This is a genomic window from Streptomyces sp. NPDC051940 (assembly GCF_040680895.1).
GTDB lineage: Bacteria > Actinomycetota > Actinomycetes > Streptomycetales > Streptomycetaceae > Streptomyces.
Map to the genome: position 1 here is coordinate 31,291 of NZ_JBFAXR010000034.1, position 21,536 is coordinate 52,826.

Annotated in this window: 20 protein-coding genes and 1 riboswitch; of the genes, 13 read left to right on the forward strand and 7 right to left on the reverse strand. The window is 72.1% G+C overall.

The features are described 5' to 3' along the window. Window positions 1-83 precede the first annotated feature (83 nt). Both AB0M28_RS15990 and hutI read left to right on the forward strand, forming a co-directional pair. Window positions 84-1,397, forward strand: a complete 1,314-nt coding sequence (locus AB0M28_RS15990; protein WP_365404069.1) for a formimidoylglutamate deiminase — start codon at window positions 84-86, stop codon at window positions 1,395-1,397. Further along, window positions 1,394-2,587 carry an imidazolonepropionase gene (hutI, locus tag AB0M28_RS15995; protein ID WP_365404072.1) on the forward strand — a complete coding sequence of 398 codons (1,194 nt, stop codon included), beginning with the start codon at window positions 1,394-1,396 and terminating at the stop codon, window positions 2,585-2,587. Before AB0M28_RS15990 ends, hutI begins: the two co-directional genes overlap by 4 nt. Before the next feature lie 72 nt (window positions 2,588-2,659). Here the strand turns inward: hutI and AB0M28_RS16000 are convergent, their stop codons facing one another. After that, window positions 2,660-3,595, reverse strand: coding sequence for an RNA polymerase sigma factor SigF (locus AB0M28_RS16000; RefSeq protein ID WP_365404074.1), 936 nt, complete (start codon window positions 3,593-3,595; stop codon window positions 2,660-2,662). Between the two features lie 261 nt (window positions 3,596-3,856). Between AB0M28_RS16000 and AB0M28_RS16005 the strand changes: the two genes are divergently transcribed. The 5 genes from AB0M28_RS16005 to AB0M28_RS16025 all read left to right on the forward strand — a co-directional run bounded on the left by AB0M28_RS16005 (window position 3,857) and on the right by AB0M28_RS16025 (window position 7,634). Then, window positions 3,857-4,225, forward strand: a complete 369-nt coding sequence (locus tag AB0M28_RS16005; protein ID WP_365404077.1) for an STAS domain-containing protein — start codon at window positions 3,857-3,859, stop codon at window positions 4,223-4,225. A 178-nt stretch (window positions 4,226-4,403) separates the two neighbouring features. Continuing rightward, window positions 4,404-4,859: an ATP-binding protein gene (locus AB0M28_RS16010; RefSeq protein WP_365404080.1), complete on the forward strand. Its 456-nt coding sequence runs from the start codon at window positions 4,404-4,406 to the stop codon at window positions 4,857-4,859. A 148-nt stretch (window positions 4,860-5,007) separates the two neighbouring features. After that, on the forward strand, window positions 5,008-5,688 hold the full coding sequence (locus AB0M28_RS16015) for an LPXTG cell wall anchor domain-containing protein (protein WP_365404159.1): 681 nt from the start codon (window positions 5,008-5,010) through the stop codon (window positions 5,686-5,688). 57 nt (window positions 5,689-5,745) lie between these two features. Beyond that, window positions 5,746-6,687, forward strand: a complete 942-nt coding sequence (locus AB0M28_RS16020; RefSeq protein ID WP_365404162.1) for a hypothetical protein — start codon at window positions 5,746-5,748, stop codon at window positions 6,685-6,687. Beyond that, window positions 6,684-7,634 carry a hypothetical protein gene (locus AB0M28_RS16025; RefSeq protein WP_365404083.1) on the forward strand — a complete coding sequence of 317 codons (951 nt, stop codon included), beginning with the start codon at window positions 6,684-6,686 and terminating at the stop codon, window positions 7,632-7,634. The genes AB0M28_RS16020 and AB0M28_RS16025 overlap by 4 nt, the downstream gene beginning before the upstream one ends. A gap of 263 nt (window positions 7,635-7,897) precedes the next feature. Here AB0M28_RS16025 and AB0M28_RS16030 read toward each other — a convergent pair whose 3' ends face one another. Continuing rightward, on the reverse strand, window positions 7,898-9,286 hold the full coding sequence (locus AB0M28_RS16030) for a cystathionine beta-synthase (protein ID WP_365404085.1): 1,389 nt from the start codon (window positions 9,284-9,286) through the stop codon (window positions 7,898-7,900). A gap of 206 nt (window positions 9,287-9,492) precedes the next feature. On the opposite strand from AB0M28_RS16030, the gene AB0M28_RS16035 reads away from it, so the two are divergent. After that, a complete protein-coding gene (locus AB0M28_RS16035; protein ID WP_365404088.1) occupies window positions 9,493-10,521 on the forward strand; it encodes an SGNH/GDSL hydrolase family protein in 1,029 nt (342 codons plus the stop codon). Between the two features lie 794 nt (window positions 10,522-11,315). Here AB0M28_RS16035 and AB0M28_RS16040 read toward each other — a convergent pair. Further along, window positions 11,316-12,842, reverse strand: coding sequence for an oligopeptide:H+ symporter (locus AB0M28_RS16040; RefSeq protein ID WP_365404091.1), 1,527 nt, complete (start codon window positions 12,840-12,842; stop codon window positions 11,316-11,318). A gap of 315 nt (window positions 12,843-13,157) precedes the next feature. Here AB0M28_RS16040 and AB0M28_RS16045 point away from each other — a divergent pair, with 315 nt between their 5' ends. Both AB0M28_RS16045 and AB0M28_RS16050 read left to right on the forward strand, forming a co-directional pair. After that, on the forward strand, window positions 13,158-13,841 hold the full coding sequence (locus tag AB0M28_RS16045) for a response regulator transcription factor (RefSeq protein WP_365404094.1): 684 nt from the start codon (window positions 13,158-13,160) through the stop codon (window positions 13,839-13,841). A 9-nt stretch (window positions 13,842-13,850) separates the two neighbouring features. Further along, a complete protein-coding gene (locus AB0M28_RS16050) occupies window positions 13,851-15,101 on the forward strand; it encodes an ATP-binding protein (protein WP_365404097.1) in 1,251 nt (416 codons plus the stop codon). A 58-nt stretch (window positions 15,102-15,159) separates the two neighbouring features. On the opposite strand, the gene AB0M28_RS16055 is transcribed toward AB0M28_RS16050, so the two are convergent. Beyond that, window positions 15,160-15,639 (reverse strand): GtrA family protein, encoded by a 480-nt coding sequence (locus AB0M28_RS16055; RefSeq protein WP_365404100.1) that lies wholly within the window; start codon window positions 15,637-15,639, stop codon window positions 15,160-15,162. 120 nt (window positions 15,640-15,759) lie between these two features. On the opposite strand from AB0M28_RS16055, the gene AB0M28_RS16060 reads away from it, so the two are divergent. Next, a complete protein-coding gene (locus tag AB0M28_RS16060; protein WP_365404103.1) occupies window positions 15,760-16,899 on the forward strand; it encodes a 5-(carboxyamino)imidazole ribonucleotide synthase in 1,140 nt (379 codons plus the stop codon). After that, window positions 16,896-17,402, forward strand: coding sequence for a 5-(carboxyamino)imidazole ribonucleotide mutase (purE, locus tag AB0M28_RS16065; protein WP_365404106.1), 507 nt, complete (start codon window positions 16,896-16,898; stop codon window positions 17,400-17,402). Before AB0M28_RS16060 ends, purE begins: the two co-directional genes overlap by 4 nt. A 94-nt stretch (window positions 17,403-17,496) precedes the next feature. Here purE and AB0M28_RS16070 read toward each other — a convergent pair whose 3' ends face one another. Next, window positions 17,497-18,012 carry a CGNR zinc finger domain-containing protein gene (locus AB0M28_RS16070; RefSeq protein ID WP_365404109.1) on the reverse strand — a complete coding sequence of 172 codons (516 nt, stop codon included), beginning with the start codon at window positions 18,010-18,012 and terminating at the stop codon, window positions 17,497-17,499. Between the two features lie 77 nt (window positions 18,013-18,089). Here AB0M28_RS16070 and AB0M28_RS16075 point away from each other — a divergent pair, with 77 nt between their 5' ends. Continuing rightward, window positions 18,090-18,461, forward strand: a complete 372-nt coding sequence (locus tag AB0M28_RS16075) for a VOC family protein (RefSeq protein WP_365404112.1) — start codon at window positions 18,090-18,092, stop codon at window positions 18,459-18,461. 88 nt (window positions 18,462-18,549) lie between these two features. On the opposite strand, the gene AB0M28_RS16080 is transcribed toward AB0M28_RS16075, so the two are convergent. Further along, the gene (locus AB0M28_RS16080) at window positions 18,550-19,785 is read right to left on the reverse strand and encodes a transglycosylase family protein (protein ID WP_365404115.1); all 1,236 of its coding nucleotides are present in this window, start codon (window positions 19,783-19,785) and stop codon (window positions 18,550-18,552) included. Window positions 19,786-19,790: 5 nt separating this feature from the next. Then, a riboswitch (cyclic di-AMP (ydaO/yuaA leader) is annotated at window positions 19,791-20,011 on the reverse strand. Window positions 20,012-20,272: 261 nt separating this feature from the next. Continuing rightward, entirely contained in the window at window positions 20,273-21,460 is a 1,188-nt protein-coding gene (locus AB0M28_RS16085; protein WP_365404118.1) for a dipeptidase, read from the reverse strand. Window positions 21,461-21,536 lie beyond the last annotated feature (76 nt).

Consider the following 21,536-nt stretch of genomic DNA (forward strand, 5'->3'; position numbering starts at 1 on the left):
CGCGCCTGGCGGCGCTCGTCCTCAGACGCCGGACGGGCTGATACCGGCGCTTCGCGCCGCCTGAGCCGTTGCCGGAGGAACGCATGACGTCCTCCTCCTACTGGGCCGAGCACGCCTGGCTCGGCGACCGGGTCGCGGACTCCGTGCTCATCGACGTCGCCGACGGCCGGATCACCGCCCTGACCGAGGGCGCCGAGCCCGGGGGCGCCGCCCGTCTGCGAGGGCTCACCGTTCCCGGGCTCGCGAACGCCCACAGCCACGCCTTCCACCGCGCGCTGCGCGGCCACGTGCAGCGGGACAAGGGCACCTTCTGGACGTGGCGCGAGCTGATGTACCGGGCCGCGGACCGGCTCACGCCCGAGTCGTACCACGAACTCGCGCGCGCCGTGTACGCCGAGATGGCGCTCGCCGGCGTCACCGCCGTCGGCGAGTTCCACTACCTCCACCACGCCCCCGGCGGCATCCCCTACGGCGACGCCAACGCCATGGGCCACGCCCTCGTCCAGGCCGCCGCCGACGCCGGGATCCGGATCACGCTCCTCGACACGGCGTACCTGTCGTCGGGCTTCGGCGAGCCGCCCAACGATCACCAGCTGCGCTTCAGCGACGGCACGGCGGACGCGTGGGCCGAGCGGGCCTCGGCCCTGAAGGGCGACGCCAACACCGTTATCGGCGCCGCCATCCACTCCGTACGGGCCGTGCCCGCCGACGCGCTGCACACGGTGGCCACCGCGCTCGACGGCCCGCTGCACGTCCACCTCTCCGAGCAGACCGCCGAGAACGAGGCGTGCCTGCGGGCCCACGGCCGCACTCCGACCCGCCTCCTCGCGGACCACGGCGCGCTCGGGCCCCGCACCACCGCCGTGCACGCCACCCATCTCACCGAGGAGGACATCGCGCTCCTCGGCGGCACCGGCACCGGCGTGTGCATGTGCCCCACCACCGAGCGCGACCTCGCCGACGGCATCGGGCCCGCCGTCGACGTACAGCGGGCCGGCTCGCCGCTGTCGCTGGGCAGCGACAGCCACGCCGTCATCGACCTGCTGGAGGAGGCGCGGGCGATGGAGCTCGACGAGCGCCTCCGTACGCACCGGCGCGGCCACTGGACCGCGGCCCAGCTGCTCGGGGCCGCCACCGCGCACACCGCGCTCGGCTGGGACGACGCGGGCCGTATCGCGGTGGGCGCGCACGCCGACTTCGCGACCGTCGCACTGGACTCGGTGCGTACGGCGGGCGCGGGCGCCACCGCGGAGGCGGCCGTGTACGCCGCCTCGGCCGCCGACATACGGCACACCGTCGTCGGCGGGCGGCATATCGTCCGCGACGGCGTCCACACCCTCATCGACGACGTACCCGCGGCGCTGACCGCGGCCATCCGGCAGGTGATCGAGGCATGACCCAGTCCACCGTCATCACCAACATCGGCACCCTGGTCACCAACGACCCGTCGCTCGGGGACGGGCCGCTGGGGCTGGTGCGGGACGCCGCCCTCGTCATGGACGGCGAGCGGATCGTCTACGCGGGCAGCGCGGCGGGCGCCCCGCCCGCCGACAACGGGGTGGACGCGGGCGGCCGCGCCGTGATCCCCGGCTTCGTCGACTCGCACTCGCACCTGGTCTTCGCGGGCGACCGCACCGAGGAGTTCAACGCCCGGATGTCGGGCCGCCCCTACACCGCCGGCGGCATCCGTACGACGGTCCGGGCCACCCGCACCGCCTCGAACAACGTCCTGGACGCCAACCTGCGCCACCACCTCGCCGAGATGCGCCGGCAGGGCACGACGACGGTGGAGACGAAGTCCGGCTACGGGCTGACCGTGGAGGACGAGGCCCGCTCGCTGGCGGTCGCGGCGGCGCACCTGGAGGAGGTCACCTACCTCGGCGCCCACGTCGTCGCCCCCGAGTTCGCCGACGACCCCGCCGGGTACGTCGCCCTGGTCACCGGCCCGATGCTCGACGCCTGTGCGCCGTACGCCCGCTGGGTCGACGTGTTCTGCGAGAAGGGCGCCTTCGACGGCGACCAGGCGCGCGCGATCCTCACGGCCGGCATCGAGCGCGGGCTGATCCCGCGGGTGCACGCCAACCAGCTGTCGTACGGGCCGGGCGTGCAGCTCGCCGTGGAGCTGGGGGCGGCGTCCGCCGACCATCTCACACACCTCACGGACACGGACGTCGACGCCCTCGCGTCCGGTACGACGGTGGCGACCCTCCTGCCCGGCTGCGAGTTCTCCACCCGCGCGGTCTACCCCGACGCGCGGCGGCTGCTGGACGCCGGGGTGACCGTGGCGCTGTCCACGGACTGCAACCCCGGGTCGTCCTTCACGAGTTCGATGCCGTTCTGCGTCGCCGTCGCCGTACGGGAGATGGGGATGACGCCTGACGAGGCCCTGTGGTCCGCGACCGCGGGCGGCGCGGCGGCCCTGCGCCGCGACGACGTGGGCCGGCTGTCGCCCGGCGCCCGGGCGGACGTGGCGCTGCTGGACGCGCCGAGCCATGTGCACCTGGCGTACCGGCCGGGCGTGCCGCTGGTGGCGGCGGTGTGGGCGAAGGGCGAACTGGTCCCGGCGGCGGTGGCGTTCGGGGACTGAGCACGGACGGCGGCGCCGGTCCGTCGGACCGGCGCCGCCCTCCTCGTCGGTGACCCACCCCGCCGGAGGCGCTCAGTCCTCGGCCATCAGGCCGCTGCGCAGCCGGCCGAGGGTCCGCGACAGCAGCCGGGAGACGTGCATCTGGGAGATGCCGAGCTCCTCGCCGATCTCGGACTGGGTCATGTTGGCGACGAAGCGCAGCGAGAGGATCCTGCGGTCGCGCGGCGGGAGTTGCGCGATCAGCGGCTTCAGGGACTCGACGTACTCGATGCCCTCGAGGCCCTGGTCCTCGTAGCCGATGCGGTCCGCCAGCGCGCCCTCCGACTCGTCCTCCTCGGGCTGGGCGTCCAGGGAGCTGGCGGTGTAGGCGTTGCTCGCCGCCATGCCCTCGACGACCTCGTCCCGGGACAGGTCGAGTTTCTCGGCCAGTTCGCCCACGGTGGGCGCCCGGTCCAGCTGCTGGGCCAGCTCGTCGCCGGCCTTCGCCAGGTCCAGGCGGAGCTCCTGCAGCCGCCGCGGCACCCGGACGGACCAGGACGTGTCACGGAAGAAGCGCTTGATCTCGCCGACGATCGTCGGCATCGCGAAGGTGGGGAACTCCACCCCGCGGGTCAGTTCGAACCGGTCGATGGCCTTGATCAGGCCGATGGTGCCGACCTGGATGATGTCCTCCATCGGCTCGCTGCGGGAGCGGAACCGGGAGGCCGCGAACTTGACCAGGGCGAGATTGAGTTCGACCAGCGTGTTGCGTACGTACGCGTACTCGTGGGTGCCCTCTTCCAGCGTCCGGAGCCGGGCGAAGAGGGTCCGGGACAGGGCCCGCGCGTCCTGGGGCGCCACCTCGTCGTACGGCGGCAGCTCCGCGAGCTCCGCGACGAGGTCCGCGATGAGGGGGTCGCTGTCCGGTTGTTGGGCTGACTGTCCCGGGGGGTTGCTGCCTTCGGCGGTCCTCGGGCCCGGGAGGGCGGGTGCCGACGACGCGGTTCGCTCGTCGAGCCGGGGTGACATCGTGTCCTCCATCGTTTCTCGGCATACGGCTGCCGAAGCCATCTCGTCACGCTGTGTTCTGCGGCGTCCTCCAAGCCGTCGATCGGGATACAGCACTTCTAGCCCTACCCGCTCCGCACCCCGGATGGCAAGTAAGTGATGTCCGTATTTGACCGTAAATGAGCGGTTGTTCCGGCGGAGAACGTGAGGACCCCTACACCGCGCCGGCAGCGGATAATGGCCCGGTACGGTCGAGAGCCGAACGTGATCAGGAGGTCGCGCATGGACCGCGGGATGGTCGGCAACGTGAGTCAGGGCCGGCTCCGCGTCGAGGTGCGGCGCGAGGGAGGCTCCGCCGTCTTCACCCCCAAGGGGGAACTCGACTTTCATACGGCGGACCTGCTGCGGGTGCCGCTCGAGCGGAGTCTGGAAGAAGGGGTCAGCCGGCTGGTCGTCGACTGCTCCGAACTGGCCTTCTGTGATTCGACGGGGCTCAACGTGCTGCTCGGCGCGCGGCTGAGGGCGCAGGCCGCCGGCGGCGGCGTGCATCTCGCCGCGATGCTGCCGGCCGTTGCCCGGGTGTTCGAGATCACAGGCGCGGGAGCGGTGTTCACCGTGCACGACACCCTGCAGGACGCGCTCCGGGAGTGACGTGAGTCCGCCGGGGGGACCGCCGCCGGGACCCCGGCGGGACGGGCGGCGAAAAGTTGTGGGTGTTCTCGCGGGCCCGCCGGGCAGAAGCCCTGGCGAAACTCATGACGGGCAGGGATGACGTGAACGGGCCGAGGCGGCGATTTCCGGTGTGCCGGAAGAATGGTGAGGTGAGGCGATGAGCACCACTGAGCCGTATTCGCCGGACGCCGACGAGCCGCCGATCGGGCAGGTCAGACGGCTGCGGCTGGCGGGCGCCAGCGGCGCGGTGCCGCGCGCCCGCGACTTCGCCCGTACCGCGCTCGGCGACTGGGGGTGGCTGCCGGCGGTCACGGCGGACCAGCGGGCGGCCGTCGAGGACGTGCTGCTCGTGGTCTCGGAGCTGGTCACCAACGCCTGTCTGCACGCCGGGGGCCCGGACGAGCTGCGGCTGCGGCTCGCCGCGAAGCTCATCCGGGTCGAGGTCGCGGACCTCGGGCCCGGTACGCCGGCGCCGCGGACCCCGCACCGGGCGGCGCGTCCGGGCGGGCACGGGATGTTCATCGTGCAGCGGCTGTGTCTCCAGTGGGGCGTGGAGCGGTCGGTGGACTCACTGGGCAAGACGGTGTGGGCGGAGCTGGCGGCGCCCCTGTGATGCCGCGGGACTCCCTGTAAACCATTCGCCTCTTGGCTCTTCCCTCGTGGAGATCACCGGCGTACCTTGAGCGCCCACTATCTGATGTACCGTCAGAAAACGGGAACCCGAGGTGAGCCGCGTGAGGTTAGTGCAGAGCAAACGCAGGATGGCCGCCACGGCGGCGGCCGGCGCAGTGGTGGCGCTGCTGACCGCACCAGCCGCCCACGCCGAGGTCGTACAGGTCAACTACAACTGCAAGTCGCCGCTCGGTGAGCAGAGCGGCGTCTCGCCCATCGACATCAAGGCCGTCAAGAGCGGCAGCAGTTACAAGATCACCATGACGTTCGAGAGCGGCGTCTCCAAGGCCCCCGTGGACCTTCCGAAGGGGATCATGACGCCCAGCGCGCTCATCAAGCTGGGCGGCGCGGAGACCGGCACCGTCTCGGTGCAGGGGACCCCCAACTCGGAGGCCATCCCCAAGGACCAGCCGATCAAGATCGAGCCGATGACCGGGACGTACAAGCCGGGCGCCACCGGCAAGGTCACGCTGACGCCGAGCACGCTGACGATCTCGGCGGCCGGCACCAAGACGGTCTGCGACCCGACCAACAATCCCAAGCCCTCCCTCACCCTCGACGTCGTCGACGCGGGCGGCTCCGGCGGCGGCTCCGCCAGCGGCGGCGGCTCGTCGAGCAGCGGCGGCGGCAGCAGCAGTGGCGGGAGCGGCAGCCTGCCGAAGACCGGCGCCACCGACTCCGCGGCAGCCCTCGGCACCCTCGGCGGCACCGTGCTGCTGGTGGGCGCGGGCGGCGTGCTGTGGGTGACGCGGCGCCGGGCCGCCGGCTGAGGCAGCCCCTCCGCGCAGCGACGCCACGTCCGTCACGAGGAGAGGGCAGTGCCAGCGATGCAGTACCGCACCCGGCGGGCGCGGTGGCCGGCCGCCGCCGCGCTCGCCGTACTGGCATGCCTGGGCACCGCCCCCGCCGCCGGCGCCGACGAGGCGCGCGACGGCTGGAGCGCCGGGCCCCTGGGCGGGCGGCCGTTCTTCTATCTGGAGGGCGCGCCCGGCACCGTACTGAAGGACACCGTCGCCGTGACCAACCCCGGCGCCACCGACCGCCGCGTGACGCTGCGCGGCGCCGACGCGTACAACCGGGGCGACGGCTCCTTCGCGCTGCGCGCCGGCGGACGGACCGGCGCGTGGCTCGGCTTCGCCGAACGGGAGCTCAAGATCCCCGCGCGGACGAGGGCGGAGATCCCGTTCACCGTGGCCGTGCCCGAGGGCGCCGTGCCCGGGGACCATCCGGCGGCGATCGTGGTGCGCTCGGGCGGCCGCGACCTCGGCATCCGGGTCCATCTGCGGGTCACGGGGCCGTCGTTGGCCGCGGTGGGCATCGAGGACGTCCGGGTACGGGACGGCAGGCTGAGCTACGCGCTCGTCAACCGGGGCTCCACCGTCCTCGCCCCCCGGCTCGCCGTCCGCGCGGCCGGCTACTACGGGGACGTGCTCCGCCACGGCCCGCGCGACCTGGGCGTGGAGCTGCTGCCCGGGCAGCGGGTGACACTGAGCGAACCCTGGCCGGGGACGTCGGCCCTCGACTCGGTCGACATCCGGCTGACGGTCACGGCGCCCGGCGGCGCGCGGGCGACGGCGCGGGCCGGGTACGCGTCCGTCCCCTGGGGCCGGGCCGCGGCCGGGGCGGCCCTCGCGGCCGGGGCGGCCGCGGCCGTCCGGTGGCTACGGCGCCGCCGCCGGACAGCTCATCCCTCCGCCCCACCCGACGTGGCCGGCCCCCCGGCCCCCGCCCGGTCCGACGACTGCCAGCTGACGGAGGTCGCCACATGACCCGCATGAGCCGCCCGCCGAGACGTCCCACCCGCTGCCTGGGCGCGCTCCTGGCCGCCCTGCTGCTGACCGCGCTCGTGCCCGCGCACGCCGCCGCGGCCGAGGACAGGCCCACGGTCACGCTCTCCGCGAAGGAGGCGGGATCCGGCGGGAAGATCACCGTGCGCGGCGAGGGGTGGCCCGGGAAGACGCTGCTGCTGATCCTCATCTGCGGGCAGAACATGATCGGCGGCACCAACTCCTGCGCCAACACGGACAGCCGCGTCGCCACCACCGACGGTTCGGGGAGGTTCACCCGCGAGCTGCCGGTGGCCGAGCCGCCCGAACCGTGCCCGTGCGTGGTGCACGTCGCCCCGGTCACCGGCGGATCCGTGTTCGCGCGTACGCCGATCAAGATCGCCGGACACGAGACGGCTCCGCTGCCCGAGGACAAGGGCGGCGAGGCGCTGGCCGTGCTCACCCAGCCGCGCCTCGAGGGCACGAGCGGCGTCCTCAACTGGTTCGGCGCCCCGGCCGAGCGCACGCTCGTGGTGACCCTCGGCAACCTCGGCGCGCGCCCGGCGAAGAACCCGGTGGTCGAGGTCGGGCTCTCCTCCGGGGTGCTCGCGCCCCAGTGGGAGCGCAGGCAGTGGCGCGGCACGATCGAGGCGGGCGGCAAGGCGGAGATCAAACTGCCGGTGGAGCTGGGCGCCGGTGACCACGGCGCGTACAAGATCTCCCTGCGGTACGGGGACCATCTGCTCGTCGAGCAGCCGTGGACGGTGGGCCGTCCCTGGGGCCAGCTCCTGTTCTGGGCGCTGCTGTTCGTCGTGGTCCCGACGCTCCTGCTCCGCATCGGCCTGACGGTCATCGACCGCGTCCGCCCGGACGGCCGCCACCGCGCGTCCCGCCGCCCCGCCTGGGACGAGGACGGCCTGCTGCCGCCGCTGGAGACGTCGAACGGGTGATCCCGGGGGCCGAACCCCGGGATCGGCCCCCGCCGCGGGAGCACACCGCTCGCCTCCGGCGGGGTCGGGTGCCGGCCGGCAGCCGTGCGTCCGCGGGCTGCCGCGCCGCTCCGGCGGGGGTGTGGGGTGAAGCCCCGGCATCCGGTCGGTCTGCCACCAGGGGGCGATGCCCAGGGCACCCCGCTCAGGTGGCCGATCGGTTCCCGGGGGTCCGGGGGCGGAGCCCCCAGGAGCGGTTCAGTCCCGCACCCCGCCGGAGGCCCTCAGTGCGGCGCCCCGTGCGCGAGGTACGCGAGGAGGTCCTGGCGGGACACCACCCCGGTGGGCTTGCCCTCCACCAGCACGATCGCCGCGTCCGCCGTCTCCAGCACGGGCATCAGGTCCGACACCGCCTCGCCCGAGCCGACCTGCGGCAGCGGCGAGCTCATGTGCTTGTCCAGCGGGTCCGCCAGATCCGCCCGGCGGGCGAACAGCGCGTCCAGCAGGTCGCGTTCGACCACGGAACCCACGACCTCCGCGGCCATCACGTCGGGGTGCCCGGCGCCGGGCTTGACGACGGGCATCTGCGAGACGCCGTACTCCCGCAGCACCTCGATCGCCTGGCCGACCGTCTCCTCCGGGTGCATGTGCACCAGCGAGGGCAGGCCGCCCTCCTTGTACGCCAGGACGTCGGAGACCCGGCCGGAGGAGCTCTCCTCGTCGAGGAAGCCGTAGTCCGCCATCCAGTCGTCGTTGAAGATCTTGCTGAGGTACCCGCGCCCGCTGTCCGGCAGCAGGACCACGACCACGTCGTCCTCCGTGAGCCCCTCCGCCGCGCGCAGCGCCGCGACGACCGCCATCCCGCAGGAGCCGCCGACCAGGAGGCCCTCCTCGCGGGCGAGGCGGCGGGTCATCTGGAAGGAGTCCTTGTCGGATACGGCGATGATCTCGTCCGGGACGGCCGCGTCGTACGCCGTGGGCCAGAAGTCCTCGCCGACGCCCTCGACGAGGTACGGGCGGCCGCTGCCGCCCGAGTAGACCGAGCCCTCCGGGTCGGCGCCGATCACCTTGACCCGGCCGTCGGAGACCTCCTTCAGATACCGGCCCGTACCGGAGATCGTGCCGCCCGTGCCGACGCCCGCGACGAAGTGGGTGATGCGGCCGTCGGTCTGCTCCCACAGCTCGGGGCCGGTCGACTCGTAGTGGGAGAGCGGGTTGTTGGGGTTGCTGTACTGGTCGGGCTTCCAGGCGCCGGGCGTCTCACGGACCAGGCGGTCGGAGACGTTGTAGTACGAGTCCGGGTGCTCGGGGTCCACCGCCGTCGGGCAGACGACGACCTCGGCGCCGTACGCCCGCAGCACGTTGATCTTGTCCGTCGAGACCTTGTCCGGGCAGACGAAGATGCACTTGTAGCCCTTCTGCTGGGCCACGATCGCCAGTCCCACCCCCGTGTTGCCGGACGTCGGCTCGACGATCGTGCCGCCCGGCTTGAGCTCCCCGCTGCGCTCCGCGGCCTCGATCATCCGCACCGCGATGCGGTCCTTGACGCTGCCGCCGGGGTTGAAGTACTCGACCTTCGCCAGCACCGTGGCCCGGAGCCCTTCGGTGACCCGGCCCAGCTTCAGCAGCGGGGTGTTGCCGACGAGGTCGATCATCGACTCGTGATAGTGCACGAATGCTCCTGTACACGTACGGGATGGGTTGGGGCCGCGGGTCGCGCGCACCCGGCCCCAGCGTATGCCCGCCGCCACCGTGGGTACCGCCACGTGGCCCCCGCGTAACGAACTATTCGCCGACGACCCCACGCCCGGCGGGATTGCCGCGGCGCGCCGCGTGGGAAACAAGCTGTAACAAGCACGCTCGTGGAAAGGCCCGGCCTATGACGATGTCGACGGCGAGAGTCGCCCGCCGGATCGCGGCGGCCGCGGCGTACGGAGGCGGCGGCATCGGCCTGCTCGGCGGTGCCGCCGTCGGCCTTATCGTGGCCGAGGTGCAGCTCGCGCGGCGCAACGTGGGCGGGCTGGACGAGGAGCCGCCGATCGCCGACGGCCGGTACGGGCTGGCCTTCAGCCGCGGCACCCGGCAGCCGCCGCTGCGTCTCGCGTTCCTCGGCGACTCCACGGCGGCGGGACAGGGCGTGCACCGGGCCCAGCACACGCCGGGGGCCCTGCTGGCCTCGGGGCTCGCGGCGGTCGCGGAGCGGACGGTGGAGCTGCGCAACGTGGCCCTGCCGGGCGCGCAGTCCGACGATCTGGACCGCCAGGTCAGCCAGCTGCTGTCGGAGCAGGGTTACGAACCCGACGCCGCGGTGATCCTCATCGGGGCCAACGACGTGACCCACCGGATGCCGCCGGCGCAGTCCGTGCGCTATCTGAACGCGGCGGTGGCCGCGCTGCGGGCGGCGGGCTCGGAGGTCGTCGTCGGCACCTGCCCGGACATGGGCACGGTCGAGCACGTGTACCAGCCGCTGCGGTGGCTGGCCCGTCGGCTCAGCCGCCAGCTCGCGGCGGCGCAGACGATCGGCGTGCTGGAGAACGGCGGGCGGACGGTGTCGCTGGGCGACCTCCTCGGCCCGGAGTTCGCGGCGAACCCCCGGGCGATGTTCGGCCCCGACAACTACCACCCCTCGGCGGAGGGGTACGCCACGGCCGCGATGGCCCTGCTGCCCACGGTGTGCGCCTCGCTGGGCCACTGGCCGGCCTCCGACGAGCGCCCGGACCGCACGCGGGACGAGGGCGTCCTCCCGGTCGCGGAGGCCGCCGCGGTGGCGGCCTCGGAGCCGGGCACGGAGGTCTCCCCGGTCCCGTCCCCGCCGGGCCGCGGCCCGTGGGCGCTACTCAAACACCGCCGCCGCCGCCGGCTCTCCTCGGCGGAGGGCCCCCACACCCGCACCTCCTCAGCGGCATAGCACCCGCCGCTGCGCGCCTCGCCCTCAAACGCCGGACGGGCTTCATGTTGCGTTTGCGCCGGCTGTCGCGCATCCGGCCTTCGGCCGGAGTCCTCAAGCGCCGGACGGGCTGACTCTCGCCTAACGCTGGCTGTCGCGGTCGGCGCTGCGCGCCTCGTCCTCAAACGCCGGACGGGCTTCATGTTGCGTTTGCGCCGGCTGTCGCGCATCCGGCCTTCGGCCGGAGTCCTCAAGCGCCGGACGGGCTGGAAGGTGGCTCACGCCGGAGTGCGCCGGGGCGGGCTGGGGTGTCGACGGCTGACGGCATCCGGGCGAAGGCTCGACCCGCAGCGGACCCTCCAGCGTGACCGGCGACCTCCCAGCCCGTCCGGCGTTTGAGGACTGAGGCGCGGAGCGCCGAAGTGCGCCGCAGGCGCGGGCGGGACGGGGCTGTTGCAGCGTGACCGGCACCGATCTCAGCCCGTCCGGCGTTTGAGGACTGAGGCGCGGAGCGCCGAAGTGCGCCGCAGGCGCCGGTGGGACGGGGCTGTTGCAGCGTGACCGGCACCGATCTCAGCCCGTCCGGCGTTTGAGGACTGAGGCGCGCAGCGCCGAAGCGCGCCGCAGGCGCCGGCGGGGCCGCAGCCGATCGGCGGCAGCGTGACCGGCACGGATCGAGCCCGTCCGGCGTCTGAGGACGAGGCGCGCAGCGCCGACCGCGTCAGCCGGCGTGAGGCGGGCTACGACGCGGGCCCGGCCGGCCACCCCGACGGAGTCGAGGCGACCGGCCGGGCCGGCGAAACGAGCGGCAAGCGTCAGTGCACGGAGCCCATCAGCGCCTGCACCCGCTTACGCCCCATGTACACCCCGACACCCGCGAGCGCCGCGGCCGCGGCCTGGAGGGCGATGATGCCCTGCCCGTTGAGGTCGACACCGGCCAGCGAGAGCAGACCCGTGGTGCAGTCACCGGCGGTGACGGCGAGGAACCAGACGCCCAGCATCTGCGAGGCGTACTTCTCCGGCGCCATCTTCGTGGTGACGGAGAGACCCACCGGGGACAGGCACAGCTCGGCGATGGTCTGGATCATGTAGATGGAGACCAGCCACATCGGCGTGACCGTGGAGCCGTCGGACGCCATCGCCATCGGCACGATGAAGACGAAGAACGACGCACCGACGAGCACCAGCGCCATCGAGAACTTCACGATCGTGTTGGGCTCGCGGTTGCGGCGGGCCAGGGCCAGCCACATCCAGGCGAAGACCGGCGCGAGAGCCATCACGAACAGCGGGTTCAGCGACTGGAACCAGGTGGCCGGGAAGGAGAAGCCCAGCAGCGAGTCCGAGGTCTTGGAGTCACCGAACAGCGACAGCGTGGAGCCACCCTGGTCGTAGATCATCCAGAACGCGGCGGCCGCGATGAAGAACCAGATGTACGCGGACATCTTGGACTGCTCGGCCTTGTTCAGGTCCTTGTCGCGCTTGATGCGCGTCAGCACGGCGACCGGGATGATCAGACCGGCCAGGGTGATCGGGACCAGGGCCCAGTTCAGCGTGTAGAGGCCGGAGGCCACGACGATGCCGTAGAAGACCGCGGCGACGACGACGGCGAGCAGCGCCTTGGTGATGACGTTCTTGCGCTCGGCGGCGGTCAGCGGGTTCGGGACCACGTTCGACTTCGGGCTCAGGTGGCGCGTACCGAGCAGGAACTGCACCAGGCCGAGGCCCATGCCGATCGCGGCCAGGGCGAAGCCCCAGTGCCAGTTGTGCTTCTCACCGACGGTGCCGATGACCAGCGGCGCGGCGAAGGCGCCGATGTTGATGCCGATGTAGAACAGCGTGAAGCCGCCGTCCCGGCGCGGGTCGTCCGGCCCGTCGTACAGGTGGCCGACCATCGTGGAGATGTTGGCCTTGAGCAGACCGGAGCCGACCGCCACGAGGACGAGGCCGACGAAGAACATCGCCTGGCCGGGCACGGCCAGCGACAGGTGGCCGGCCATGATCACGAAGGCCGCGACGGCGACCGTCTTGCGGGCACCCCAGACGCGGTCGCCGAACCAGCCGCCGGGCATGGCCATCAGGTAGACCATCGAGACGTACACGGAGTAGATCGCGGTGGCCGTGGCGGCCGTCATGGCCAGGCCGCCGCCCTGGGAGCCCGTGGCGGCGTCCGCGCCGCCGGAGACCAGGTAGAGCACCAGCAGGGCCCGCATGCCGTAGTAGGAGAAGCGCTCCCACATCTCGGTCATGAAGAGGGTGGCCAGACCGCGAGGGTGGCCGAAGAAGGTCTTGCCGCCCGTGGGGGACTGTGCGGCAGCTGCCTTCGTCGTCAGGCTCGACGCCATGGGGGGTTCCTTGCTCATTCGGGGGCGGGCGCGTGGGGGCGACACCGCCGCCAGCTGGACACAGGGCTCCAGAGGCCCGTGAGCCGACACGAGATCGGCCCGTCCAGTCTGCGATGTACAGCGGATTACGTGACAGAGACTTCCGACCCCGTACGAGGCGGGGCATAAGTCCTTCAGTCAACGTGACGTTCGGCCACCGTATGCGAGGAGTTGGCCCTTTGGGCCGTTTTGTTAGACACCTCACACAGGGTGACCGGAACCGGGTCCTCGTCCCTCCGCGCCCACCCGCGTACGGGAGCGGACTACCATCGGCGCATGACCCGTGTACTGCTCGCCGAGGACGACGCGGCCATCTCGGAACCTCTCGCCCGCGCCCTGCGCCGCGAGGGTTACGACGTGGAGGTACGGCAGGACGGCCCCTCCGCGCTCGACACCGGCCTGCAGGGCGGTATCGACCTGCTCGTCCTGGACCTGGGGCTGCCCGGAATGGACGGCCTGGAGGTCTGCCGCCGGCTGCGCACCGAGGGGCACGGCTTCCCCGTGCTCGTGCTCACCGCCCGTGCCGACGAGGTGGACACCGTGGTGGGCCTGGACGCGGGCGCCGACGACTACGTCACCAAGCCCTTCCGGCTGGCCGAGCTGCTCGCCCGGGTACGGGCCCTGCTGCGCCGCGGCGTGGGCGAGCCCCGCCCCGGCGAGGGGACGGCCACCCACGGCGTACGCATCGACACCGAATCGCACCGGGCGTGGATCGGCGACGAGGAGCTGCAGCTCACGGCGAAGGAGTTCGACCTGCTGCGGGTGCTGGTGCGCGACGCCGGCCGGGTCGTCACCCGGGACCAGCTGATGCGGGAGGTCTGGGACACCACCTGGTGGTCGTCCACCAAGACGCTCGACATGCACATCTCCTGGCTGCGCAAGAAGCTCGGCGACGACGCGGCGAACCCCCGCTACATCGCCACCGTGCGCGGGGTGGGCTTCCGCTTCGAGAAGAGTTAGTACCTCTCCGTGCGCCGCAGGCTGATCAACTCCACCCTCGCCGTCGTCCTCGTCGTCATCGCCGTCTTCGGGGTCGCCCTGGTGATCGTGGAGACCCGCACCATCGAGAACGCCGCCCACGACCGGGTGCAGGCCGAGGCCGTCCGGGTGTTCTCCGCCGTGGAGAGCAAGATCGCCGCGGGTGAGCCGATCGACGCCACCTCCCTCGCCCAGCAGGTCGGGGAGGGCCGCTCCGCGGTCGTACGGACCGGGGAGGACGCCCAGCCCATCGCCGTGGGCGAGCAGCCCGACGGCGGCCTGATGAGCGCCACCCAGAGCGGGCAGAACGGCGTCAGCGTCACCGTCTACGAGTCCCGCGACCATGTGAACCAGGAGATCGGCCGCAACCTGCTGGTCATCCTCGCCGTGGCGCTGCTGGCCATCGGGGCCGCCGTACTGCTGGCCATCCGCCAGGCCAACCGGCTCACCGCCCCGCTCACCGACCTGGCGGAGACCGCCGAGCGCCTCGGCTCCGGCGACCACCGCGGCCGCCATCGCCGCTACGGCGTCACGGAGCTCGACCGGGTCGCCGACGTCCTCGACATCAGCGCCGAGCGGATCACCAAGATGCTCACCGCGGAGCGCCGCCTCGCCGCGGACGCCTCCCACCAGCTGCGTACGCCGCTGACGGCGCTGTCCATGCGGCTGGAGGAGATCGCCGACACGGCGGGCACCGGCGATCCGGCGGTGGTCAAGGAGGAGGCGCAGATCGCCCTCAGCCAGGTCGAACGGCTCACGGACGTGGTGCAGCGGCTCCTGACGAACTCCCGCGACCCGCGCACCGGGCTCGCGGTCGGGGTGGACGTCGACGAGATCGTCAAGCAGCAGCTGGAGGAGTGGCGCCCCGCGTACCGCCAGGCGGGCCGGGCCATCGTCCGCTCCGGCAAGCGCGGCCTGCGGGCCGTGGCCACCCCCGGCGCGGTGGCGCAGGTGCTGGCCACGCTGATCGAGAACGCCCTGATGCACGGCGCGGGCCGGGTGGCCGTCCGCACCCGGGTGACCGGCAACCAGGTGGTGGTGGAGGTCACCGACGAGGGCCCCGGCGTCGCCCCGGACCTGGGCTCCCGCGTCTTCGAGCGCACGGTGAGCGGACACAACTCCACGGGCCTGGGCCTGGCGGTCGCCCGCGACCTCGCCGAGGCGGACGGGGGGCGGCTGGAACTGGTGCAGCAGAAACCGCCGGTTTTCGCGCTGTTCCTGAGTCGCGAATCGGAGCAGTAGTCCCCTGCCGGACTCGAGTCGCCTACTGGAGTCGAGTCGCCTACCTGACCCGAATCCCCTACCGGACCGCCGCGCGCTCCTGTGCCACGCCCGCAGGCTCGGACTCCGGGAGCGCCAGGAACACCCACGTCCGGTAGGACCAGAAACGGAACAGCGACGCGACGGCGATCCCGAGGAACTTGAAGACGTTCACCTCGACCGGGCTGTCCCAGTGGAACCAGTACGTCGTGGCGTACACCGTCCCCGTCTCGATGACGAGTCCGACCAGGCTGAACAGCATGAACAGCGTCATCTCGCGGCGCCGCCCGCGGCTGTCGCGGCCGCGGTAGGCGAAATGCCGGAAACCGAGGTAGTTGAATCCGATGGCCACACTCGTGCTGACCACGTTGGCCCGGCCTACCGGTACGTCCATATGCAGATGCACCAGATTGAAGACCAGGAAGTTCACGACTATCCCGGCCCCGCCGACCATGGCGAATTTCACCAGCTCCCGGGCGAGGGCGGTCAGCCGTGCAGATATCGCGGGCTGTGCCCTCATGAGTTCCCCTGTTGGTGACGGTCGTGTCCAGTGGTGACAAACCACATGCTAACCGGCGGGCCCCCGGTAGAGCGGGGCCGTGCGAAGGGTCACCCCGTGGCGGGCATTACCCTGGAGTCCGTGACATTCCCGGTAGTCGGCATGGTCGGCGGCGGCCAGCTCGCCCGTATGACCCACGAGGCGGGCATCCCCCTCGGCATCAGGTTCAAGCTGCTCAGCGATACTCCGAAGGACTCCGCGGCGCTGGTCGCGGGCGAGGTGGTGGTAGGCGACTACCGCGATCTGGACACGCTGCGTGACTTCGCGCGCGGCTGTGACGTGATCACCTTCGACCACGAGCACGTCCCCGTGGAGCACCTGCGGGCGCTCGAGGCGGACGGCGTGGCGGTGCGTCCGGGGCCGGACGCGCTCGTGCACGCGCAGGACAAGGGCGTGATGCGGGAGAAGCTGACCTCCCTCGGCATCCCCTGCCCCCGCCACCGTCTGGTGACCGACCCCGCGGACGTGACGCGGTTCGCGGAGGAGGGGGACGGCTACCCCGTCATCCTGAAGACCGTCCGCGGCGGCTACGACGGCAAGGGCGTCTGGTTCGTCCGCGGCGAGCAGGACGCCGCCGAGCCGTTCCGGGCCGGCGTGCCGGTGCTCGCCGAGGAGAAGGTCGACTTCCGCCGCGAGCTGGCCGCCAACGTGGTGCGCTCGCCCAGCGGCCAGGCCGTGGCGTACCCCGTGGTGGAGTCCGTCCAGGTCGACGGCGTCTGCGACACGGTGATCGCACCGGCCCCGGACCTCGCGCCGGAGCTGGCCGGGCAGGCGCAGGAGCTGGCGCTGACCGTGGCCAAGGAGCTGGGCGTGGTCGGCCACCTGGCGGTCGAGCTGTTCGAGGCCACCGACGGCCGGATCCTCGTCAACGAGCTGGCCATGCGCCCGCACAACTCCGGCCACTGGACCCAGGACGGCGCGGTCACCTCGCAGTTCACCAACCACGTCCGCGCGGTCCTCGACCTCCCGCTGGGCGACCCGCGCCCGCGCGCGAAGTGGACGGTCATGGCGAACGTCCTCGGCGGCGACTACCCCGACATGTACCAGGGCTATCTGCACTGCATGGCCCGGGACCCGGGGCTGAAGATCCACATGTACGGCAAGGACGTGAAGCCCGGCCGCAAGGTCGGCCACGTCAACACCTACGGCGACGAACTCGCGGACGTCCGTGAACGCGCCCGGCACGCGGCCGACTACCTCCGAGGGACGATCACCGAATGACAGACACGCAGCCCCTGGTCGGCATCGCGATGGGCTCGGACTCCGACTGGTCGGTGATGGAGGCCGCGGCCTCCGTGCTGGACGAGTTCGAGATCCCGTACGAGGTGAACGTCCTGTCCGCGCACCGCATGGTGAAGGAGATGGTCGCGTACGGCGAGGAGGCCGCCGGGCGCGGTCTGCAGGTGATCATCGCCGGCGCGGGCGGCGCCGCGGCCCTGCCCGGCATGCTGGCGTCGCTGACGCCGCTCCCGGTCGTCGGTGTGCCGGTGCCGCTGAAGTACCTCGACGGCATGGACTCGCTGATGTCGATCGTCCAGATGCCGGCCGGCATCCCGGTGGCGACGGTGTCGATCGCGGGCGCCCGCAACGCGGGGCTGCTCGCGGCGCGGATCATCGGCGCGTCCGACGAGGAGGTCCGTACCCGGATGGAGACCTTCCTGGCGGACCTCAACGCCCAGGTCACGGAGAAGGGCCGCCGCCTCAAGGCGAAGCTCGCGGGCTGACGCCTTGTCGGGACCGCGCGGGGGGCATCCCAGCCCGTCCGGCGTTTGAGGACTTCGGGCGAAGCCCGAAGCGCGCCGAAGGCGCCAGCGCGACTCAACCCGACTTGCGCGCCTCGCGATAAGCCCGCATCTTGGCGCGGCTGCCGCAGACGGACATGTCGCACCAGCGCCGCCGCCCCGCCGGGCTGCGGTCGTAGTACGCCCACCGGCAGGTGCGGGCCTCGCACGCCTTGACGCGCTGCCAGGTCCCCTCCGCCGCCGCGGCGGCGACGATCGCGGCCAGCCGCGCCGTGAACGCGGCGAGCCCGGTGAGCCCGGGCGCGGGCTCCAGCACCGCCGCGCCCGCCGCGTCGATCCGTACGACGAGAGGCGCCGCCTCCAGCACCCCGTCCAGCGCGGCGAGTTCGGCCGCCGGCACCTCCACCCCCGAGTGCGCCAGGCACACCGCCCGCAGCGACTCGCGCAGTTCGACCGCAGGACCGGGTTCGGTCAGCCCGTACCGGGACACCCGTGCGTCGGTGAGGAACTCCGGCAGCGCGTCCGCGCACGACTCCACGTCCAGCGTGTTGACGAAGTCGAGCAGGAGCTCCAGGTCCGGCGGTGTGTCCACCCTTGCGAGGTTACCGGTGGAGGGGCATGATGCGGTAACGCACCCAGTTACCGGTAGAAAGGCTTAAGGAGTAACGCATGGCCATCGCCACCCTGGGGCCGGTCGCCCTCGACTGCCCCGACCCGCGGTCCCTCGCCGACTTCTACGCCCGCGTCCTCGGCGGAAAGGTGGAGGGCGCCGCCGACGCCGACTGGATCGACCTCACGCTGGACGACGGCGCCCGGCTGGCGTTCCAGCTCGCCCCCGGCCACGTACCGCCACAGTGGCCGCGCCCCGACCGCTCGCAGCAGTTCCACCTCGACCTGGAGGTGCCGGCCGGCGAGATGGACGCGGCCCAGGAGCAGGTCATCGCCTGGGGCGCGAAGCTGCTGGACGACGGCGGCGGCACGCGCAGCTGGCGGGTCTTCGCGGACCCGGCCGGTCACCCGTTCTGCCTCTGCGCCTGCTGAGCGCCCGGGCCGGAGAACGGCCAAGCCCCTCGGTCCGCCGGAACCGAGGGGCTTCGCGCTGTCAGGTGTGCTGACGGATCCCGTTGGATCAGATGCTGACGCCGTGCGACCGGAGGTACGCGAGCGGGTCGATGTCCGAGCCGTAGTCCGGGGTCGTACGGATCTCGAAGTGCAGGTGCGGGCCGGTCACGTTGCCGGTGGCGCCGGACAGGCCGATCTGCTGGCCGGCCGTCACGCTCTGGCCCTCCTGCACGGCCACCGAGGACAGGTGGGCGTACTGGCTGTAGCGGCCGTCGGCGTGGCGGATGACGACCGCGTTGCCGTACGCGCCGCCGTCGGCGCCGTAGCCGGCCTTGACGACGGTGCCCGCGCCCACGGCCTTCACCGGGGTGCCGCTGGAGGCGGTGAAGTCCACACCGGTGTGGTAGCCGGAGGACCACATGCCGCCGCTGGCGCGGTACGGGGTGCTGACGGAGCTGCCGACCGGGGCGACGTAACCGGAGGTGGTGGTCTGCGACTGGGTGCCGGCCGAGGACTGCTCGGTGGTCGAGCCGCCGGACTTGCTCGCGGTGGTCGTCGAGGACTGGGTGGCGGAGGACTTCGCGGCCTTGGGGGCCTCGAAGGTCACCTCGGACTTCTTGTCCAGCTCGTACCGCTGACCCGGGAAGATCAGGTCCGGGTCGCCGCCGATGACCTTCTTGTTGCCGGCGTAGATGGTCTGCCAGCCGCCCTTGACGTCGTGCCGCTGGGCGATGTCCCAGAGGGTGTCGCCCTTGACGACCCGGTAGGTGCCGGGCTTGGTGGTGGCCTTGGGCGTCGTGGACTTGGACGTCTCGGACTTCTTGACCGTCTCGGACTTCTTGGTCTCGGTCCTGACCGAGTCCTGGGTGGCCGTGGCCGGCTTCTCGCTCTCCGTCTGGGAGGAGAACTCGGGGGCCGGGCCGCCCTGGGTCAGACCCGCCTGGACGGAGCACACGGGCCAGGCGCCGGGGCCCTGGCTGGCGAGGACCTTCTCGGCTATGAGGATCTGCTCGGACTTGGTCGCGAGGTCGGCGCGCGGCGCGTACTGCGTGCCGCCGTAGCCCTCCCAGGTGCTCTGGACGAACTGCAGGCCGCCGTAGAACCCGTTGCCGGTGTTGATGGCCCAGTTGCCGGTCGCCTCGCACTGGGCGACCTTGTCCCAGGTGTCGACGGACGCGGCCTGGGCGGCGCCGCCGCCCGCGACGAGCGGCAGGGCGACACCCGCGCCGGAGGCGGCGAGGATGAGAGTGGTGCGGGTCCGGGTTATCCGGCCCGGGCGGCGATGACGTGCGCGTGCGGACATGACGGTGCTCCTCTCCGACGCCTGCGAGGTGAGCTGTCGGGTTCGGGCGGAGATTGCCCGGTCCTGCCGTCGAAACGGAATGGGATCTTCCGTTACGAGGCATGACTTCACCCCAAGCCCTCCGCGTGCTGCGCACGGGAGGGCACCTACCTTGGGTCCCCCGCTTCTGCCTGGTGACATAAGTCGCTTGCACGCTGCCGGCGGCAGAATTCGGCGTACCGGCAGCGAGGCGTTCCGACTTACTCGCGGAACACGGCGTGCACCGTAGGCACACAGGTCGTCCGCTTACAAGCTCCTGTGGGAGGTCGAATGATCCTTTGGCCGTCGAAAACCGGACCAAAGTCACTGTCCGCGCTGGATCTCTCTCGATATGCGATAGCGGTGATCTTCCGACGGAACGTCAAAACCGCCCCTGTGCAGGGCGGATGACGGAAATTCCGACTAATCGGACAGTGGTTGTACGGCGCCCGGGGCCCTTATCGGTGACTTACGCCACTGTTGATCGGAACACGGCAACGGAAGGTCCGCGACGCCCGGAGATGTCCGTTCCGACCGATTCGGCGTCCCCAAGTACCCGTACGGCATTGCGCCATGTGAGTCGCCGAATGTCCGAATCAGACCAATTACGGCGCAAAAGTTCGGCGATGAGATGCGGATAGCCGGACACGTCCTCCAGTCCGGCGGGGGTGAAGGCGGTCCCGTCGTAGTCGCCGCCGATACCGATATGGTCGATTCCTGCCACTTCGCGCATATGGTCCAGATGGTCCGCCACCACGGAAACGGTGGCGACCGGGCGCGGGTTGGCCTCCTCGAAGGCGCGCTGGACGGCCTTGCCCTCCTCGGTGAGGTCGAGCGCGTGGAGACCGTGGGCGCGCATGTTCGCGTCCGCGGCCAGGGTCCACTCGATCGCGGCGGGCAGGATGAACTTCGGCACGAAGGTGGCCATCGCGACGCCGCCGTTGGCGGGCAGCTGCTCCAGCACGTCGTCGGGGATGTTGCGCGGGTGGTCGCAGACGGCGCGGGCGGAGGAGTGCGAGAAGATGACCGGCGCCTCGGTGACCCGCAGCGCGTCGCGCATCGTGGCGGGGGAGACGTGGGAGAGGTCCACGAGCATCCCGATGCGGTTCATCTCGCGGACGACCTCCTCCCCGAACCCGCTGAGCCCGTCGTGGCGGGGCTCGTCGGTGGCGGAGTCGGCCCAGTCGTTGTTGTCGTTGTGCGTGAGGGTCATGTAGCGCACGCCGAGCTCGTACAGGCCGCGCAGGGCGCCCAGGGAGTTGTTGATGGAGTGCCCGCCCTCCGCGCCCATCAGGGACGCGATACGGCCTTCCTTGCGGGCGGCCTCCATGTCGGCCGCGCTGCCCGCGAGCCGCAGGTCGCCGCTGTAGCGCGCGGCGAGCATCCGCACGGCGTCGATCTGCTCCATCGTGGCCGTGAGCGCCTCGCCGCCGCTGAGGCTCGACGGCACGTACACGGACCAGAACTGGGCGCCCACGCCGCCCTCGCGCAGCCGCGGGATGTCGGTGTGCAGGTGCGCCTTCTGGTCCCCGGCGATATCCCGCCGGTCGATGTCGTACGCGACCTGCTCACGCAGGGCCCAGGGCAGGTCGTTGTGTCCGTCCACGATCGGGTGGTCGGCGAGCAGCGCGCGTGCGCGATTCAGCAGGTCGGTCATGGGGCCCGACCCTAGCGGGTGGGCCTCCTGGCGGCCGTCGGCCGGGGGCGGTCCTCGAACGCCGGACGGGCTGTTG

Bases quoted from the DNA above. Each gene is read 5' to 3' on its own strand.
- AB0M28_RS15990 (WP_365404069.1), top strand. From the start codon at position 84: ATGACGTCCTCCTCCTACTGGGCCGAGCACGCCTGGCTCGGCGACCGG.
- hutI (WP_365404072.1), top strand. From the start codon at position 1,394: ATGACCCAGTCCACCGTCATCACCAACATCGGCACCCTGGTCACCAAC.
- AB0M28_RS16000 (WP_365404074.1), bottom strand. From the start codon at position 3,595: ATGTCACCCCGGCTCGACGAGCGAACCGCGTCGTCGGCACCCGCCCTC.
- AB0M28_RS16005 (WP_365404077.1), top strand. From the start codon at position 3,857: ATGGACCGCGGGATGGTCGGCAACGTGAGTCAGGGCCGGCTCCGCGTC.
- AB0M28_RS16010 (WP_365404080.1), top strand. From the start codon at position 4,404: ATGAGCACCACTGAGCCGTATTCGCCGGACGCCGACGAGCCGCCGATC.
- AB0M28_RS16015 (WP_365404159.1), top strand. From the start codon at position 5,008: ATGGCCGCCACGGCGGCGGCCGGCGCAGTGGTGGCGCTGCTGACCGCA.
- AB0M28_RS16020 (WP_365404162.1), top strand. From the start codon at position 5,746: ATGCAGTACCGCACCCGGCGGGCGCGGTGGCCGGCCGCCGCCGCGCTC.
- AB0M28_RS16025 (WP_365404083.1), top strand. From the start codon at position 6,684: ATGACCCGCATGAGCCGCCCGCCGAGACGTCCCACCCGCTGCCTGGGC.
- AB0M28_RS16035 (WP_365404088.1), top strand. From the start codon at position 9,493: ATGACGATGTCGACGGCGAGAGTCGCCCGCCGGATCGCGGCGGCCGCG.
- AB0M28_RS16040 (WP_365404091.1), bottom strand. From the start codon at position 12,842: ATGGCGTCGAGCCTGACGACGAAGGCAGCTGCCGCACAGTCCCCCACG.
- AB0M28_RS16045 (WP_365404094.1), top strand. From the start codon at position 13,158: ATGACCCGTGTACTGCTCGCCGAGGACGACGCGGCCATCTCGGAACCT.
- AB0M28_RS16055 (WP_365404100.1), bottom strand. From the start codon at position 15,639: ATGAGGGCACAGCCCGCGATATCTGCACGGCTGACCGCCCTCGCCCGG.
- purE (WP_365404106.1), top strand. From the start codon at position 16,896: ATGACAGACACGCAGCCCCTGGTCGGCATCGCGATGGGCTCGGACTCC.
- AB0M28_RS16075 (WP_365404112.1), top strand. From the start codon at position 18,090: ATGGCCATCGCCACCCTGGGGCCGGTCGCCCTCGACTGCCCCGACCCG.
- AB0M28_RS16080 (WP_365404115.1), bottom strand. From the start codon at position 19,785: ATGTCCGCACGCGCACGTCATCGCCGCCCGGGCCGGATAACCCGGACC.
- AB0M28_RS16085 (WP_365404118.1), bottom strand. From the start codon at position 21,460: ATGACCGACCTGCTGAATCGCGCACGCGCGCTGCTCGCCGACCACCCG.